We start from the raw sequence: 16,254 nt of genomic DNA on the forward strand, positions 1-16,254 counted from the left end.
TCAGATTACTATGGCCACCCGAAGAACTCAGCCACGCAACAACAAAGCACGTAAAAGCGGAGAAAAGAGCAGTACGCTAAGGATTATTGGAGGGCTATGGAGAAGTCGCCGGCTAACGTTTTCTGCGGCCGAAGGACTAAGACCGACCACAGACAGGGTAAGGGAAACACTTTTTAACTGGATAGCCCCCGTTTTGCCGGGCGCAAACTGCCTGGATTTATTTGCAGGAAGTGGAGCGCTGGGCCTCGAGGCGTTGTCAAGAGAGGCAAGTTCAGCCACTTTTATCGACCAGTCACCTATCGCAACACAGTCGCTGAAAAATAATCTACAACTGCTAAAAGCGCAGAATGCGACGGTATTAAACACCGATGCCGTTAAATGGCTTAGCACAGCCGCGCCAGAAGCGTCTTATCATATCGTATTTGTAGATCCGCCGTTTCGCTGTGGACTGGTTCAGCAGTGTATAGACTACCTTCAGGAAGACTCAATTCTTTGCAAAGGGGCCTATATCTACATTGAAATAGAAAAAGAAGCGGCACGACCCTCAACGCCTGAACACTGGCATTTACATCGGGAAAAAGAAGCAGGACAAGTACGCTACATGCTGTTTATTTGTGAAGATTAGGGCTCGTGCCTTAATCTTCTATTTTATCAAGCAGTAAGTTCCCAAACCTGTCACACGTGACCTGCCACCCTGCTTCCACCATCGTAGTGGAGACTTGCTCGACGATTAACAGCGGCCCGAGATAGGATTTATTCACGCCAAGCTCCGTTCTGGGATACACGGGGACCCGCTCTTCATAACCCGCAATAACTACATGCTCAATAACTACACGCTCAATATCAGATGCCGACGGTTCAGACGGGGAAGGCATATCAAAGTGCTGCCCGGGAGCGCTCACCGCAACCCGAAGATTCACCATTTCCACTGGTCTTTTCATACCGTGACCATAACGTTGTTTATGCAGCTGATGAAACTGTTCAATTAACTGCTCCGGTGAACTCCACGCCAGGTTCAAGGTAAAGCTCTGGCCAAGATAGCGCAGGTCGACCGAATACCCAACCGTGATATCGGCTGCATCGATGCCTTCTGCTTCAAGCTCTAATCTCCCCCTGTTAGCCATTTCATCAAAGGCCGCAATAAGCGACGCTTCATCAGACTCACTTAATAGCTGAATACTACTATGGGAGAGCTGTCGCTCATGGGGCGCAACCAGCATTCCGAACGCAGATAGCACCCCTCCATAAACGGGGATAATCGCTTTCTTCATCCCCATCCCGTCTGCCAGCGCACAGACATGAAGACCGCCAGCCCCACCAAAGCAACACAAACGGAATAGAGAAGGGTCATATCCGCGCTGAACCGAAATAGCCCTTAGCGCTCTATTCATATGTTCATTTGCGACCCGAATAATCCCTGAAGCCGCGTCTCGAACGTCCATCCCCATAACCTCAGCCAAAGGCCTTATTGCACTTTCTGCTGCGCCTATATCTAACGCCATGCTCCCACCCAGAAAAGCATCAGGCCTGAGCTTGCCCAGCAGCAGGTTTGCGTCTGTAACTGTCGGCCGTTGGCCTCCCGCCCTGTAGCAGGCAGGCCCGGGTTTAGCCCCGGCAGACTCAGGCCCCACTTGAAGCATGCCCCCACCATCAACCCAGCCGAGAGAGCCGCCTCCCGCACCGATGGTATGCATATCGACCATTGGCACAGCAACAGGCCAGTCTCCAATACGGCCTTCATTGGTTAACCGGATATCGCCATCAATTAATGCGACATCGGTTGAGGTTCCCCCCATATCAAAGGTGATAAAACGAGACTCACCGATCATCTCGCCGATATAACGTGTCGCAGCCAAACCTCCAGCAGGCCCGGATAAAAGCAAATTAACGGTGCGTTTTGATGCTTGAGCTGCATCCACCGTGCCGCCAGATGATTGCATCATGGCAACCGAACAACCATGCAGTTCAGATACCAGCCGTTCAAGGTAGCGGTCAACCTTAGGCCCCAGCCAGGCATTCAACCAGGTAGCTATGCCTCGCTCATACTCTTTATACTCAGGAAGAACAAATGACGAACGAGAAACGAAATAACGCTCTGCAAATGCAGCTTCTATACGCTTCTCATGACGGCTATCTAAAAATGAGAACAGCAGATTAATCGCAACTGATTCAGGGTTAAGCGCTTGCACTGCGTCAACCAACCGCTGTATATCTTTATCCTGCAAACTCTTCAGCTCATTACCCAGGGCATCAATACGGCAATCAACCTCCAGGCACAGCTCTTCAGGCACGGGCGGCTCTATCGGGTCAGGCGTCAAGTTATACAGCTCAGGCCTATTCTGGCGTGCGAGCGTTAAGACATCCTTCAGCCCTTTATTTGCAACATAAACAGTTTTTACACCTTTCCGTTCCAGTGCAGCATTCGTTGCGACAGTACTGCCGTGAACAATGACCAGTCGACCTTGCTGCGCTGCTTCCGCAAGCCCTAGCTCCCTAATACCCTGCAAAATAGCCACAGAGGGGTCATCAGGCGTCGACAGAACTTTATGGATAGAAATTTGCTCACCAGACAGTAAAACGAAATCTGTAAACGTTCCTCCAGTATCAATTCCCATAAACTGCTTTTCGAGTTTCTCATGCCGACAGCTATTCAAAGATCGAACCACTTAGTTTGCCCTTTCCGGAAGTGTAAAAACACGATTATACGTGAGCAAAGTTCCAATGTATTATGCCAAGTAACTTAATTTACACGACCAATAAGACAAAATTGTCATGAATAGGTGAGACATTGCCCGAGCTACCAGAAGTTGAAACCACCCGGCGAGGGATTCAGCCCTATGTCGAGAATGCAAAAATTTGCTCAGTTGTTATAAGAGATCATCGCTTACGCTGGCCTGTTTCAGACGAGCTGGCATCTTTGTCTATGGCGTTGGTGAGCAAGGTGGAGCGCAGAGCAAAATACCTTATACTCCACATTCCCGAGGGGTATATCATTATTCATCTGGGAATGTCAGGCAGCTTGCGAGTGGTTGAACCTGAGGCCCCCGTCGGCAAGCATGACCATCTTGATCTGCAAATGAACAACGGAAAAATCATCAGATATAACGACCCTAGACGTTTTGGCTCTGTTCTATGGGTCGAAAACTGGAAGGAGCACCGTCTATTTTCGACGCTGGGCCCTGAACCGCTGGAGCAAGCGTTTGATACTGAGCACCTGTTTAAACAAGCCGCTGGGAAAAAGACCAATATCAAGCAGTTTATTATGGATAACAAAAATGTTGTGGGCGTAGGTAATATTTACGCCAATGAGGCACTGTTTTTAAGCCGAATCCACCCTAAGCGACCTGCAGGCAAAATCTCGAAGGCGAGAATGGGCAAGCTCGTCAAACACATTAAAGAGACCCTGGCTCTGGCAATAACCCAAGGCGGTACCACACTAAAAGATTTTGTAGGGGGTGACGGCAAGCCAGGCTATTTTCAACAACAACTAAGCGTATATGGCCGAGGAGGACAACCCTGCATTACCTGTAAAACAACACTAAAAGAGATTCGACTTGGACAGAGATCGACTGTTTATTGTCCGAAATGCCAACACTAAGCGGGCAAAGAGGCGCACCTAACAGGATAAAGCAGCGGCATTAAGTAAAGTTATGTAACAAATTCAGTCGATTCGTAAAAAACGCCATAAAAACAGCTAATAACAGGTTAAATCTCAACTATTTTTTAGACACTGAAAATATACCTGTTATAGTTAAGAGAACTCTGTTTTTAAACTGCGTTCAACCTCATTTTGGGAGAAGTTTAGATGCGATCCAAATTCGTACGCACATTGTTGGCCATCGTGGCAACATTAAGCCTGACAATACCTGCGGTAGGTTCAGCAAATGCAATTCAGGAAACGCCTTCGGCATTAGCGATGACCGGTGATGCGCTTATAGCCCGCCCCGCACTATTAGCAATGACTGTCGTTGGCTCTGTAGTTTATCTAGTATCGCTGCCATTTTCAGCACTGGGCGGTAACGCTGGTGAAGCAGCAGATGTATTGGTTGTCGGCCCTGCAAAAGCGACATTTGTTCGCTGCCTGGGATGCAGCATGAGCGGACGTAAGCTTGAAAAAGTAACAGAGCAAGAAGAAAGCTAATCTAGCCAGCACCGCCTACATACCTCACGGGTATTATACAGACCTCCCCACATTAGAGGGGAGGCTGATTAAATGGCGTTAGCCTAGCGCACGGTCTACCAACGACTTCCAGTCATAACCGTCATCGGCTACAGCATGAAAAAACGGATTCAGCATTGAATCTTTACGATTGCATTCAAGCGGATTAAATTTGTCGTCATAAATCACGCCTCCAGCGGCCTCTAAAACCGCCTGGGCGGCAGCCGTATCCCACTCAGATGTGAGCGCAAGTCGCGGATACCAGTCTGCCGAACCATCAGCAAGCATACATATTTTCAGCGAACTCCCCATGCTCACTTTATCGACGCCACCGAACGCCTTCTCAGCCTCAGCAATCATTTTCTCGACCGCTTCAGCCCCATGCCTTCTGCTCGCAACGACTCTGACCCGCCCGGAATCATGGACTTTACTGGCCGCAATTGATACTTCACCGGCATCAGTTCTTTTCCAACTTCCTTGCCCTTTAACACCGTAATAAAACACTTTCTTCACCGGAACATACACCACGCCCAACACAGGGTGATGCTTATCAACCAGCGCGATATTAACCGTATACTCACCATTTCGGTTAATAAACTCCTTGGTTCCATCCAACGGGTCGATCAACCAGTACTGCCCCCACATGGAGCGCTCTTCAAACGAAGGAATAGTCCCCTCTTCTGAAAGCTGAGGAATATCCGGCGTCAGTTCGCTCAAAGCCTTCTCAATAACATGATGTGCAGCGTGGTCTGCCTTGGTTACTGGTGAATCATCGCCTTTGGTGTCAACTTCGATCTCCCCTGCTTCATTGTAGACCTGCAATATCGCTTCGCCCGCCTGTTCAGCTATATCCAGTAGCCGGGGAAGCATATCCATCAAAGCTCGGTTATTGTCGTTCATTGTATCGCTCCATCCATTTGTTCCTCGCCTTAAAATCTCTTTGGCCCAATCAAGCATTAGTTCCAATATAGCAGTCAGAGGCAGATCAGTCACAGCGCTGACTATTTAATTTAACTCACGTAGAATATATGGCGACCAAACCCATCCACAACCTGGTAAGCATGAAATGATTGACTGGAACAACATCGACTCGGTCTTCCTGGACATGGACGGTACGCTGCTAGACCTCCATTTCGATAACTACTTTTGGCTAACACACCTTCCCGAAAGGTACTCGGATATTAAAGGGATACCGAAAACAGAAGCCAATAAAACATTGCTCCAGCTAATCAAACAGGAAGAAGGAACCTTAAACTGGTACTGCCTGGACTTCTGGACTGAAAAACTCGGCGTTGACATCACTCAACTAAAGCAGGAAATTCAACACCTGATTGCCTTCAGACCGCACGTCAAAACATTCCTGCAAGAACTTCAGGATACCCGACACAGAGTAGTTCTGGTTACCAACGCGCACAACAAAGGCTTAAACCTCAAGCTTAGCATCACCGGACTCGACCACTACGTTGATGCAATTATCTGCTCACACGACCTTAAGCTTCCTAAAGAAAACCCTCAATTTTGGCAAAAACTTCAAACGGTAGAGCCATTTGATAAAGAGCGCACCCTGCTCATAGACGACAGCCTGGCTGTGCTTAAGTCAGCCAAAACTTACGGCATTCAACATATTTACTCAATCGTCCAACCCGACAGTCAGAAGCCACCCAGAGAGAATGATGAATTCCCCGCCATTGAGCGATTTGATCACCACCTGACGCAAAACATAAACCGTTAGCCCGGCAGCACCACAAGATGCATTTTAAACATTCCCATCGTTTCATAACCACCGTTAAGAGAGACAGGAAAACCAATGCACTTCGATTATTGCTATCTAATACTGCTACAATAGACCTATAGTGAGTTCAACAAAGCAGATCAAGGTTAATTAACTACACATTTTAAGATGGCTAAAACCGAAGACTCAGAAAAAGTAAGATTAGATAAGTGGCTATGGGCTGCGCGTTTTTATAAAACCAGAGCAATAGCCAAAGAGGCTATAGAGGGTGGAAAGGTTCACTATAATGGTGCTCGCACTAAACCTGGCAAAGTAATGGAACTCAACGCCCACCTCAATATAAGGCAAGGTTTTGTAGAGAAAGAGGTCGTTGTACTTGCGATTAGTGATAAACGCCGGGGAGCCCCCGAAGCCGTGCTGCTCTACAATGAAACTGACGAAAGTATAATCAAGCGAGAGAAAGCTGCAGCAGAGCGCAAAAACATGCAAGCAGGGCAGCTTCCTCCCGCCAGACGCCCAAACAAGAAGCAGCGCCGTCAAATACACCGGTTTGAAAACATCAACCGAGCCGACGAAAACAATACTTAGCCAGCTATCTGTTGATTCAAAGACCCTGCATTTATATCTAAAAATATATTTATCTCAGAAATAGGCCCACCAATATGAAACACAGCGACACCTTTCAGCGCTTTTTATTTGATAATCATCAGATACGTGGCGAGTTAGTTAGACTCAACACTAGCTTTGAGGACGTTAAACAACGCAAGGATTACCCTAAACCTCTCCAAGCGTTACTTGGTGAAGCTCTGGTGGCATCAGTTTTAATGAGCGGCACATTGAAATTTGAGGGGATTCTCTCTGTTCAGGCTAGAGGCAATGGGCCTGTCAAACTGTTAATGGCAGAGTGCACCCACGATAAAAAAATTAGAGCTATATCGCAATGGGAAGGAGAAGTGCCCGAAGAAAAACTATCGGAGCAGCTAGGGGCAGCACAGCTTGCAATCACCATTGACCCCACTCAGGGCAAGCGCTATCAGGGCGTTGTCCCATTGGAAAGTGAAAAATTGGCAGACTGCCTCATTCACTACTTTGAACAGTCAGAACAGCTGAGCACTCATATTCTCCTGTTTTGTGACAACGAACAGGCATCCGGGCTTTTTTTGCAGCAACTTCCCGCGAAAAACAATGAAGAAAAAGACTCTGATGCATGGAACAGACTAACTCAACTGGCAAGCACACTAACATCAGAGGAAATTCATTCGCTTGATGGTGAAGCACTGCTTAATCGCCTCTACCACGAAGAAGAAGTGACGATTTACCCGGAAGAACCTGTCAACTTTGAGTGCAGCTGCAGCAAACAACGCACGAGCAGTGCAATCGTATCTCTCGGTCAGGAAGAAGTTTACAGCATTTTGGCAGAGCAAAAGGCCATCGAAATCAACTGCCAGTTCTGCAACGAGCACTATCGATACGAAAAAGCCGAAATAGATCAACTGTTTGGCAACAAGCATTTCCACTAGCGTATTTAGCTCTGGGTGAGTCGTGTGGCGAGCCTCGGAGCGATAGATTTATTGCTTAGTTTGAAGCACTTACCGACCGATGACGACAGAATTATCACTAAAAGCGTCATTCAAAATCACAAATAGTCGTTTTTTATTCTGCATTTTGGCATAATGGCGCCCCAGAATTTTTTAGGTCACGGATGTAACGCCCATATAAGGCGCCTAACATCGTGATAAACACCAGCTGAAGGGTGAGGTACAAGTGAGTAACACTTATATTGATCTAAGCTCCGCTCAACTTGTTGAGCAAGCGCTTGAACGTAAGGAAGGCCAATTGGCCGATAACGGCTCTCTGGTTATTAATACCGGAAAGAGAACAGGTCGCTCGCCACTAGATCGTTTTATCGTAGAGGAGCCTAGCACCTCTGACGCAATCCATTGGGGACCAATAAACCGCCCTTTCAATGCCGATAAGTTCGACGCCCTTTGGGATCGTGTTGAAGCCTATCTTGCAGAAAGAGACAGCTTTGTCTCTCATCTACATGTTGGCGCTGATCCAGACCACTATCTTGCAGTAAAAGTATCTACTGAAACTGCATGGCAAAACCTGTTTGGTCGCAACTTGTTTATCCGCCCATCTGAATATAACCCTGCGGATAAGCAGGAGTGGCAAATATTGAATGTTGCCAGTTTTACCTGTGACCCGGAAAGAGACGGCACCAATAGCGATGGCGCAGTGATGATTAACTTTGCTCAACGCAAGGTTTTACTTGCGGGCATGAGCTACGCAGGTGAAATGAAAAAGGCCATGTTCTCAGTACAGAACTTCCTTCTTCCTGAAAAAGACGTTCTTCCAATGCATTGCTCAGCAAACGTTGGTGATGACGGTGAAACCTGCTTGTTCTTTGGTTTATCAGGTACAGGTAAAACAACGTTATCTGCTGATCCTGAGCGTTTCCTAATCGGTGATGATGAGCATGGTTGGGGTAAGGGCGTTGTTTTCAATATTGAAGGCGGTTGTTACGCCAAAACGATCGACTTGTCACAGAAAAATGAGCCCATCATTTGGGATGCGATCAAGTTTGGCGCAATCGTCGAGAACGTCAAGATCTCTGAAGATAAGCGTATCCCTGACTATCATGACACTAGCCTGACTGAAAATGGTCGTTGTGCGTACCCTCTAGAACACGTTGAAAAGCGTGTTGCTGAAAATCTGGCAGGCGAGCCAAAGTCAATTGTCTTTTTAACCTGTGACATGACAGGCGTTCTTCCTCCTGTTTCAGTTCTGTCAAAAGAAGCCGCAGCCTACCACTTCCTAAGTGGTTATACGGCACTGGTCGGCTCAACAGAAATGGGCTCAGACTCTAAGCTCAAATCTACATTCTCAACCTGTTTTGGCGCGCCATTCTTTCCGCGTCCCGCAGGCGAGTATGCTGAATTGTTAATGAAGCGAATGGAAGAGTTCGGCAGCCGTGTATATCTGGTTAACACTGGCTGGACGGGCGGCTCACACGGTGTTGGCACACGCTTTAGCATTCCAACAACCCGTGCCATTATCAGCGCAATCCAGAATGGCGATATCAGTGACACAGAAACAGAGCACCTTGATAACCTGAATCTTGACGTACCTAAGCAAGTTCCAGGTGTTGATTCAGAACTGCTGAACCCTAGAAACACCTGGAGTGACAGCGCTGCTTACGATGCAAAAGAGCAGGACTTGATCAAGCAGTTTGTTGACAACTTCAAGAAGTTTGATGTTTCTGACGCGATCATTAACGCAGGCCCAAAACTAGGCTAAGCGATTAACTTTGTAGCCCCGGCAATAAGCGGCGCTACACAATAAAAAGCCCCGATTGAGTAATCAATCGGGGCTTTTTATTATCTAGCCATGCACTCAACTCTATTTTCCGTAGCCGTGACAGCCTCGCAGCGGAATCTAGGAAACACTCCCCCCCTGATTACAGTCGTACCTCCTTCCATCAAGGCTACAAGTGCAAAAAATTACTCCGTTTTTTCAACACACTCTGCATTGGATGGTGCTTGCGAACAACGTACTTTTCGCATTAGTGTAAGCATCTTAGGGCTATAAACACCCTCATCCCTCAAACCAATACGAACATTTCTAAACATCTCACCGTAGCTCGCGACTTCAGTCGCCTTAGGCGAAACCCATAAATCATTATTAATAGTGGCTTCTGCATCAGCGATCATCTGAAAAGCTTCATCATACTTAGATGCGGCATATGATCTAAAGTTCTGACCAAAACCTTCTGGGAATTTCTCTGAATCGATAACCACCTGAAATGTTAGCTGTGCGACTTTATAACTAAACACCCCCCCTGTCTCTCCAATGCCTTTGTGCAGCTCCAGTGGCTCATAGGCAACGGCAGGTGCATAGGCTATATCCACACTGCCGTTGTTAAATTTACCGGCAAAATTAGCAGTACTTGAGCCAACTATCGAAGCACCTACGTGACGCACCATGTGCATAGCCGCAGAGTCATAGTCAAACGTCGCTATCTTTTTACCCTGCAACTCACCGACTGTATCAATCGTTCGGTCTCGGGCAAAAAGGTAGACCGCGCCAGCAGGGAGTATGCCTGCGATCTCGTACTTGCCATTTTTAAGCAGCTTGGCAGCCTTAGGTTGGCTCAAGGTCTCAAGAATCATCCGCATTTCTTTCTTACTTTGGATTGCTCCCAGCGCACCAATAGAGCCTGAGAACGTATTGAACTCTCGAACCCGAACATCGGTAATCAGCACCGAGTCACATTGCCCTGCCTTAAAGTCTTCTGCCGCAATTTTTTCATCGGTATAAGGCCTTAACTCCAGGTCTACCCCCCACTTTAAAGCCGCCGGCTTGGAGGACTTCATAAGGTTATAGAGTGGACCATTCGCACCCACTGCATCCCATACACAGAATGAACGCTTTATCATTTCTGCTTGAACCGGGGCTGATGAGATCATAGCGCTTGCAGCTAAAGCAAGCGCAGATTTGACTGGAACCATAGATTTAAGTCTGTTTTTTGTTATTTTCATGTGAACTCCATTGAGTTTTTATTGTTATACGCAGCTGCGTTATCCCCTGCTATAAAAGCGCTCCCTAGCTAACGAATACTCCCAAAAATTGTTGTTCAATTCTGTGAACACTTACTTGATTACGAAATGTAACAATAGAGCATTTCGCAATAAAAGTCCGCTTTGCGAGCATAAAAAAAGGGTAAGCACTGCTTACCCTTTTCTAATCCCGCTTCATCTACAAAGCAACAATCAATACCCTATAGCCAAAGGGACATACGCAACCAATACCAGCGCTATTCCCATTACAATGAGAGGCATAATAATGCGTTCATGCTTCTGATAGAAGGTATCCCCCTCCTGCGTCGCCAGCTCAACCTCTTCTTGCCCCACCACCTGTCGTGTTAACAAGTGGTTCAATGCAACTGGCGGACTCAAGTAACCCAACTCAAATGCAACCAGTGTCACCATCCAGAAATGAACCGGGTCAATGCCACTCTGATAAGCAATGGTCGCGATGGTTGCACTAACCAATATCACCGCACCAAAGGCGTCCATAATCATGCCAAGAATTACCAATACCACGACTAACAGCGTCATCGCAGCCCAGGCACTATCAAATGCGTGCGGGAACGATTCCATCATACCTGAGCGTTCAATAACCCCACCAATACTAACAGAGCAACCTATCAGAAGAAGCAACGCCCCAATCTCAGAAGTGGTCTCATTCGTAGCTGAACGGATGCTTTTTTCCAAGCCTTGGTGATTTATCTCTCCAGTAACATTTTGCTTACCCCCCTTCAGAGTTATGTGCTCATAGAGCAAAATACCCAGAAGAAGAACAGGCAGCACTCGCGGTGCAGAAAACTCGTCCATTTTCACTTCAAGTGCAAAACGGTAAAAAAGAATAATACCCGCAACCACTAGGATATAAGGCACAAGGTGCTTGAACTCTTTAACCATGGCAGGAAACGCTTCGCCCACAGGAGCAATCTCAAGCTTGCTTTGGCGATTGACCGTCATAGCTACCAGTAAAAATAGGCCTGCAGTTAACAAGAAAACCCAGATCCCCCAGCTGAATAACTGGTCAGTGGTGACCTCCCGGTTCAAATAAGCGATGACCACAACAAGAAGACAAGGCCTTAGTACAACCCCCAAACTTCCCGACATTGCTGTAGCAGCCAGAGCTAGCTGTCGTCTGGCACCGGCATTTCTCAACTCATGATAGATAACGGCACCCGCCGCTATAACGAATATTCCCGACGCCCCGGTATATGCAGTAGGCACTGCAGCAGCGATAACGGCAACCACTGCAAGTAACTCAGGCGGCATTTTCCAAGGTTTAAATACATTGAATACCAATGATGCCAGGCGCGTCTCCTTAAGCATCATACCGACCCATACATACAACCCAACATTCAAAAACATGTCAGATAGATCCATCATCTTATCCAGGTAGATGCCGATGCCCGCGACGTGTCCCGCAAGGGCAAAGTAGGTACCTGAAATCAAACACATCGTTGTATAAAGAGGTACAGACAGTAAAGCGTGGGTCAGGTTACCACCCGGTTTTATATCGGGCGGAATTCTGAATAGCTTAACCGCACTAATGATGGTTAACAGACCAAAGCCTGCAATCCATAAGTCATGAAGTATCTCTTTCGGAAGCTCGACTTCCGCTCCGCCAGCATGAGAGAGCGCCCTGAATGATAACGTTGAAACAAACAACATACCATTTGCAATAAACTGCAAAGAGAAGGAGACAGTATGATCAAGCTGGGTCTGCATTGCTCGCATCGCGATATGATGACGCGTCATGGTCGCAGTGGCGGCGCACAACAATACAAGAAAAGCCAAAATAAACCGCTGAGAGGTTAACCCAAATGCAACCAGATCCGAAATAAATAACTCGACCGACCTAAATGCCTTAACCCCAGGAGTAATTCGATCTTTTAATTCCTCAAAGTTAGCATGCTTTGCTGCACAGTCAGCTTTGGCATTTTCCAGAGAGCTACGCAATATAGCCGGATCAATAGGATCATCTTCAAAAAGATCCATATCATCATCTTCAGGCTTGTTCTTTTCTGCAAGCAGTTGCTCTTGTACTCGTTGCTCAACATCAAAATTTGCATCGCAGGCTGGTAACTGAGGGTCAACGCGAAGCTTGTAATAGCCGCCCCATATTTGCTCGCCCATTTTAAGCATTTGATTATGAATATCACTGCCAGTACTAAATATGACTACGGCAAGCAATAAAATACAGGCAGGAAAGGACGACACCCACTCCCTGGCAGAACGTTTAGCAACTCCACGATTTTCCATGGATACACAGCCCCCAAAGCTTGTTATATATTTTCTTCTTTTGTTATCTAGTCTTAAAAAACATTACGCACTTAAAAAATAAGAGCCGCCCCGCAAGGCGACTCTTACCATACATGCCTTTTTATCGCATGTTTGCTTTTAAGAACTCAACGAACCAATTACTCTCTTTTTTCTGCACACTCAGAGTTTGTAGGGTTCTTCTTACAACGAACCTTTCTCATTAAACGAAGAGCTTTGGCGTCATATACACCCTCATCACGCAGAGCAATACGAACTTCCTGGAGCATTTTTGAATACCCTTCCAGGTTTTCCTGGCTTGGTCGCATCCAGTACTCTTTCTTAATTTCAGCTTCCGCATCCGCTACCAGCTTGTATGCTTCCTCATAGCGAGTAGCAGTGTAGTCTCTTACTTTTTGTCCGTAACCTTCTGGGAAACGGTCTATACGAGCAATAATCTGGAAGTTCATCTGTGCCAGAGAGAAGTCAAATATCCCGCCGTTCTCACCTAAGCCTTTGTATAGCTCTAAAGGTGTATAGGCAACAGCTGGCGCATAAGCGACATCAACACTGCCGTTGTTAAACTTACCGGCAAAGTTAGCCGTACTTGCACCAACAACCGAAGCACCCACGTGGCGAACCATGGTCATTGAAGCTTGATCATAGTCGAGAGTTGCAACTTTTTTACCTTGTAGTTCTTCTACCGTGTCGATGTTACGATCCCTGATATACAGGTAAATCGCGCCAGCAGGTAAAATACCCGCTACTTCGTATTCACCACTCTTCATTAATTTAGCCGCTTTAGGCTGGGTAAGCGTCTGAAGGATCATCTTCATCTCTTCATTACCAGGAATTCCACCCATCGCCTCTAGCGAACCAGTAAACTTATTGAACTCTCGCGCACGAGTTCCAGTCAACAAAACCGAATCACACTGGCCTGCTTTAAAATCTTCAGCAGCAATTTTTTCATCAGTGTATGCCTTCAGCTCAAGATCGATGCCCCACTTCATTGCACTTGGCTTAGCTGACTTCATAACATTAAAAAGTGGCCCATTAGCGCCTACTGGATCCCACACACAAAATGATCTCTTCATCATGTCTGCCTGAGCGACGCCACTCACTGCACTTGCTGATACTGCTGCGGCCACTGATAGCGCCTTAATGTTTTTTAATAACTTCACTGTTCTGCCCTTATGTCGGTTATTTAAATAGGTAAAGTGGGTTGTTGAATGTCATCTGATTAGTCATTCTTATAACAGATCATCCAGTTCCATTACTTCTACGTTAGACTCTTTTTTATCATCCCAAAAAGTGCCTAACCCACCCACAGGTGTTCTGTGACCGGTGTTCTCTGTCCAAAGTCTGTCGGATAAAGCCTGCAACTGTAACGTTGCAGTCGTATCGATCAGTGCATACTCAGGGTTAGCCGGGTGCTTTTTAACCTGATCAGCATGACGACGAATAATATCTTTAACGAGCTCGTCCTTGCCGTTGGTGAATGCTGCCATGGCATACATTACATTAGGTAGCCTTACACGAGCGTCTTCACCTTTGGCCTGTGCTGTTTCCAAGCGTTCCCAGGCATTTTCACCTTGAGGAAGCGCCCCTGGCAGCATAGCCCAAACAGCCGCCTTCATCGCCATCGGAACTCCCCACCACAAGTCATCATCAATGCAGCTGGTTCCACGCTCGACCTTTGATGCGATGTTCTTTGGTACGCCAATACCTGTGGTCGACTGAATTTCATTGTTAAGAGCCTGCAACCCTGACAGCATACCTGCCATCCAGATAAATTGGTCGAATTCATCATCAAGGTCTGGGCACTCGCCACCGGGCTCACCGTAATAGTTGACCAAATGGTTGTAGGCCGAGAACTGTCTCTTCGCCGCATTAACCAGGTGCCGTTTCTGAGTAATCAAGGCATCTTCTGCCTCATCCGGGCGTAAGTCTCGCATTGCTCTCAGATAGCGCAGTTCGTTATCCCATGCTCGTTGCTCTTCACATGCCCCAGCAGATAGCCCCATCATGACACCCAGTTGATCCGGGTTTGATGTCACTCGACCAAACGCCATAAGCAGTGGCGACAGCGCTTCACTCATTGCACAACTAACGGCCAAATCTTCGGTGCCCAGCATATAAGGAACGGTGTGTTCCTTTGCCAAGTTCTGCATGACATCACCTGCGGGCGCGTAAACCACCTTGTCTTTAAAGGTTTGACACCCCACAAGCTGCAAGGAAACCACCGACAGCAGTATGCTTTTCTTAAGTAGACCTTTTATTACCCCGAAGTTTTTCACCTGTATCTCCTGTCGCAATTTCTGCTTTCTATTGCGTTATTGTTATCAGCTATTTGTTTTGACTGTGCATATTTGAGGTAGCAGATTATGGACTAGATACAAACAGAATTGTGAGATCGACTACACAAAGCAGAAAAAAACCAGGAACAAACGTCCTACTTATGGCTTTAATCCCTTGTTTCACCGCCACTTAGGTCGCTTAATAACCCAATAACGACATAAAGTTAGCATTACCCTCAATATTTACCTCGAAAATAGCCAAAGCACTTTGACAGCCGCTGTAAACTCGCTATAAATATAGTGAGACTGTTTTCTGAAGTGTTGAAAGCGGACACCAAATCAACCCCCCTACATCTTACATAACGGTTTTCATTTGAGTTTTTAATTGGTTCAAATGCACGACATTAATTAAATCAGGAGAGTTTTATGCGCAAACCAGAATTGGCTGCTGCTATAGCTGACAAAGCAGAACTAACTAAGGACAAGGCCAACGAAGTTATCACCGTAATTACCGACGAAATAACCAACGCACTATCCCGCAACGAAGCTGTAACATTAATTGGTTTTGGCACATTCAGCCAAAGAGAAAGAAGTGCAAGAACGGGAAAAAACCCTCAAACAGGCGCGACTATTCAAATCCCTGCCAGCAAATCAGTAGGGTTTAAGCCAGGCAAATCTCTTAAAGATTCCGTAAACAAGTAACAGCCGTCTCTTAAATAATAAAAAGGAGGCTTACCTCCTTTTTATTATTGCACGATCTCGGTAGTAGATCGCTTGTGCTACCCGGTTGTGATGCTCGCTTTAATTCCATCAAACATATCTAAAGATATGCCTTGCACCCGCTTAATATCTTCAATATTACTGTAGGGCCGACCATCAATAATACGCTGGGCGAGCGCCTTTCCAATACGCGGCAGCTGGGTCATTTCTTTCAAATTAGCGGTATTTATGTTCACCGTGTCAGAAGAGGCCTGCTTATCAACCGCCCCAGTACCTGCGCTACTGGCCGACACCGGGGCGTTAGTCTTTTTTACGACACTCGCTCCAGCAGAAGAGGATTCCAACTTTTCAGACAGCTCCTCCAGTTTCTTTTCCAGTGATACCAATTCATACTGAATGGCTGTCTGCTTATCCAGCGCATCCCCTGTATTTTTACAGATATTCCAAAGCAGCCAGACCGCTGCGCCCATCAATAGAAACGTCAGAAAAAACATTATTCACCTCTTA

At 46.6% G+C, this 16,254-nt stretch carries 15 protein-coding genes; 8 read left to right on the forward strand and 7 right to left on the reverse strand.

All coding sequences use genetic code 11. The features are described 5' to 3' along the window. The first annotated feature begins 10 nt into the window (after nt 1-10). Nucleotides 11-625, forward strand: coding sequence for a 16S rRNA (guanine(966)-N(2))-methyltransferase RsmD (rsmD, locus tag MY523_RS15015; RefSeq protein ID WP_250655503.1), 615 nt, complete (start codon nt 11-13; stop codon nt 623-625). A gap of 10 nt (nt 626-635) precedes the next feature. Here the strand turns inward: rsmD and MY523_RS15020 are convergent, their stop codons facing one another. Next, a complete protein-coding gene (locus MY523_RS15020) occupies nt 636-2,666 on the reverse strand; it encodes a hydantoinase/oxoprolinase family protein (RefSeq protein WP_250655504.1) in 2,031 nt (676 codons plus the stop codon). A gap of 122 nt (nt 2,667-2,788) precedes the next feature. On the opposite strand from MY523_RS15020, the gene mutM reads away from it, so the two are divergent. Together mutM and MY523_RS15030 are read left to right on the forward strand one after the other, a co-directional pair. Next, a complete protein-coding gene (gene mutM / locus MY523_RS15025) occupies nt 2,789-3,598 on the forward strand; it encodes a bifunctional DNA-formamidopyrimidine glycosylase/DNA-(apurinic or apyrimidinic site) lyase (RefSeq protein ID WP_250655505.1) in 810 nt (269 codons plus the stop codon). A 207-nt stretch (nt 3,599-3,805) separates the two neighbouring features. Further along, entirely contained in the window at nt 3,806-4,141 is a 336-nt protein-coding gene (locus MY523_RS15030; protein ID WP_250655506.1) for a hypothetical protein, read from the forward strand. A 78-nt stretch (nt 4,142-4,219) separates the two neighbouring features. Here the strand turns inward: MY523_RS15030 and cysQ are convergent, their stop codons facing one another. Beyond that, nucleotides 4,220-5,059, reverse strand: a complete 840-nt coding sequence (cysQ, locus tag MY523_RS15035; RefSeq protein WP_250655507.1) for a 3'(2'),5'-bisphosphate nucleotidase CysQ — start codon at nt 5,057-5,059, stop codon at nt 4,220-4,222. 166 nt (nt 5,060-5,225) lie between these two features. Here cysQ and yrfG point away from each other — a divergent pair, with 166 nt between their 5' ends. From yrfG to MY523_RS15055, 4 genes are all read left to right on the forward strand, one after another. Next, the gene (gene yrfG / locus MY523_RS15040) at nt 5,226-5,891 is read left to right on the forward strand and encodes a GMP/IMP nucleotidase (protein ID WP_250655508.1); all 666 of its coding nucleotides are present in this window, start codon (nt 5,226-5,228) and stop codon (nt 5,889-5,891) included. 168 nt (nt 5,892-6,059) lie between these two features. Then, complete coding sequence (gene hslR / locus MY523_RS15045) at nt 6,060-6,479, forward strand: ribosome-associated heat shock protein Hsp15 (protein ID WP_250655509.1); 420 nt, start codon at nt 6,060-6,062, stop codon at nt 6,477-6,479. Between the two features lie 74 nt (nt 6,480-6,553). After that, nucleotides 6,554-7,411 carry an Hsp33 family molecular chaperone HslO gene (gene hslO / locus MY523_RS15050; protein WP_250655510.1) on the forward strand — a complete coding sequence of 286 codons (858 nt, stop codon included), beginning with the start codon at nt 6,554-6,556 and terminating at the stop codon, nt 7,409-7,411. A 226-nt stretch (nt 7,412-7,637) separates the two neighbouring features. Continuing rightward, on the forward strand, nt 7,638-9,191 hold the full coding sequence (locus MY523_RS15055; RefSeq protein ID WP_256470540.1) for a phosphoenolpyruvate carboxykinase: 1,554 nt from the start codon (nt 7,638-7,640) through the stop codon (nt 9,189-9,191). Nucleotides 9,192-9,394: 203 nt separating this feature from the next. Here MY523_RS15055 and MY523_RS15060 read toward each other — a convergent pair whose 3' ends face one another. The 4 genes from MY523_RS15060 to MY523_RS15075 all read right to left on the reverse strand — a co-directional run bounded on the left by MY523_RS15060 (nt 9,395) and on the right by MY523_RS15075 (nt 15,027). Continuing rightward, complete coding sequence (locus tag MY523_RS15060) at nt 9,395-10,432, reverse strand: putative solute-binding protein (protein WP_250655512.1); 1,038 nt, start codon at nt 10,430-10,432, stop codon at nt 9,395-9,397. A 231-nt stretch (nt 10,433-10,663) separates the two neighbouring features. Further along, nucleotides 10,664-12,733: a TRAP transporter large permease subunit gene (locus tag MY523_RS15065; protein ID WP_250655513.1), complete on the reverse strand. Its 2,070-nt coding sequence runs from the start codon at nt 12,731-12,733 to the stop codon at nt 10,664-10,666. A gap of 158 nt (nt 12,734-12,891) precedes the next feature. After that, nucleotides 12,892-13,911 carry a putative solute-binding protein gene (locus MY523_RS15070; protein ID WP_250655514.1) on the reverse strand — a complete coding sequence of 340 codons (1,020 nt, stop codon included), beginning with the start codon at nt 13,909-13,911 and terminating at the stop codon, nt 12,892-12,894. A gap of 69 nt (nt 13,912-13,980) precedes the next feature. After that, the gene (locus MY523_RS15075) at nt 13,981-15,027 is read right to left on the reverse strand and encodes a hypothetical protein (protein WP_250655515.1); all 1,047 of its coding nucleotides are present in this window, start codon (nt 15,025-15,027) and stop codon (nt 13,981-13,983) included. 426 nt (nt 15,028-15,453) lie between these two features. Here MY523_RS15075 and MY523_RS15080 point away from each other — a divergent pair, with 426 nt between their 5' ends. Beyond that, complete coding sequence (locus MY523_RS15080; RefSeq protein ID WP_250655516.1) at nt 15,454-15,729, forward strand: HU family DNA-binding protein; 276 nt, start codon at nt 15,454-15,456, stop codon at nt 15,727-15,729. Between the two features lie 77 nt (nt 15,730-15,806). Here the strand turns inward: MY523_RS15080 and MY523_RS15085 are convergent, their stop codons facing one another. Beyond that, a complete protein-coding gene (locus MY523_RS15085; protein ID WP_250655517.1) occupies nt 15,807-16,241 on the reverse strand; it encodes a ComEA family DNA-binding protein in 435 nt (144 codons plus the stop codon). Nucleotides 16,242-16,254 lie beyond the last annotated feature (13 nt).

This window comes from Alkalimarinus coralli, from assembly GCF_023650515.1.
Classification (GTDB): Bacteria; Pseudomonadota; Gammaproteobacteria; order Pseudomonadales; family Oleiphilaceae; genus Alkalimarinus; species Alkalimarinus coralli.

What these genes read in the sequence shown, in the direction of transcription:
- rsmD (WP_250655503.1), top strand. Translation starts at nt 11, where the DNA reads ATGGCCACCCGAAGAACTCAGCCACGCAACAACAAAGCACGTAAAAGC.
- MY523_RS15030 (WP_250655506.1), top strand. Translation starts at nt 3,806, where the DNA reads ATGCGATCCAAATTCGTACGCACATTGTTGGCCATCGTGGCAACATTA.
- cysQ (WP_250655507.1), bottom strand. Translation starts at nt 5,059, where the DNA reads ATGAACGACAATAACCGAGCTTTGATGGATATGCTTCCCCGGCTACTG.
- yrfG (WP_250655508.1), top strand. Translation starts at nt 5,226, where the DNA reads ATGATTGACTGGAACAACATCGACTCGGTCTTCCTGGACATGGACGGT.
- hslR (WP_250655509.1), top strand. Translation starts at nt 6,060, where the DNA reads ATGGCTAAAACCGAAGACTCAGAAAAAGTAAGATTAGATAAGTGGCTA.
- hslO (WP_250655510.1), top strand. Translation starts at nt 6,554, where the DNA reads ATGAAACACAGCGACACCTTTCAGCGCTTTTTATTTGATAATCATCAG.
- MY523_RS15060 (WP_250655512.1), bottom strand. Translation starts at nt 10,432, where the DNA reads ATGAAAATAACAAAAAACAGACTTAAATCTATGGTTCCAGTCAAATCT.
- MY523_RS15065 (WP_250655513.1), bottom strand. Translation starts at nt 12,733, where the DNA reads ATGGAAAATCGTGGAGTTGCTAAACGTTCTGCCAGGGAGTGGGTGTCG.
- MY523_RS15080 (WP_250655516.1), top strand. Translation starts at nt 15,454, where the DNA reads ATGCGCAAACCAGAATTGGCTGCTGCTATAGCTGACAAAGCAGAACTA.
- MY523_RS15085 (WP_250655517.1), bottom strand. Translation starts at nt 16,241, where the DNA reads ATGTTTTTTCTGACGTTTCTATTGATGGGCGCAGCGGTCTGGCTGCTT.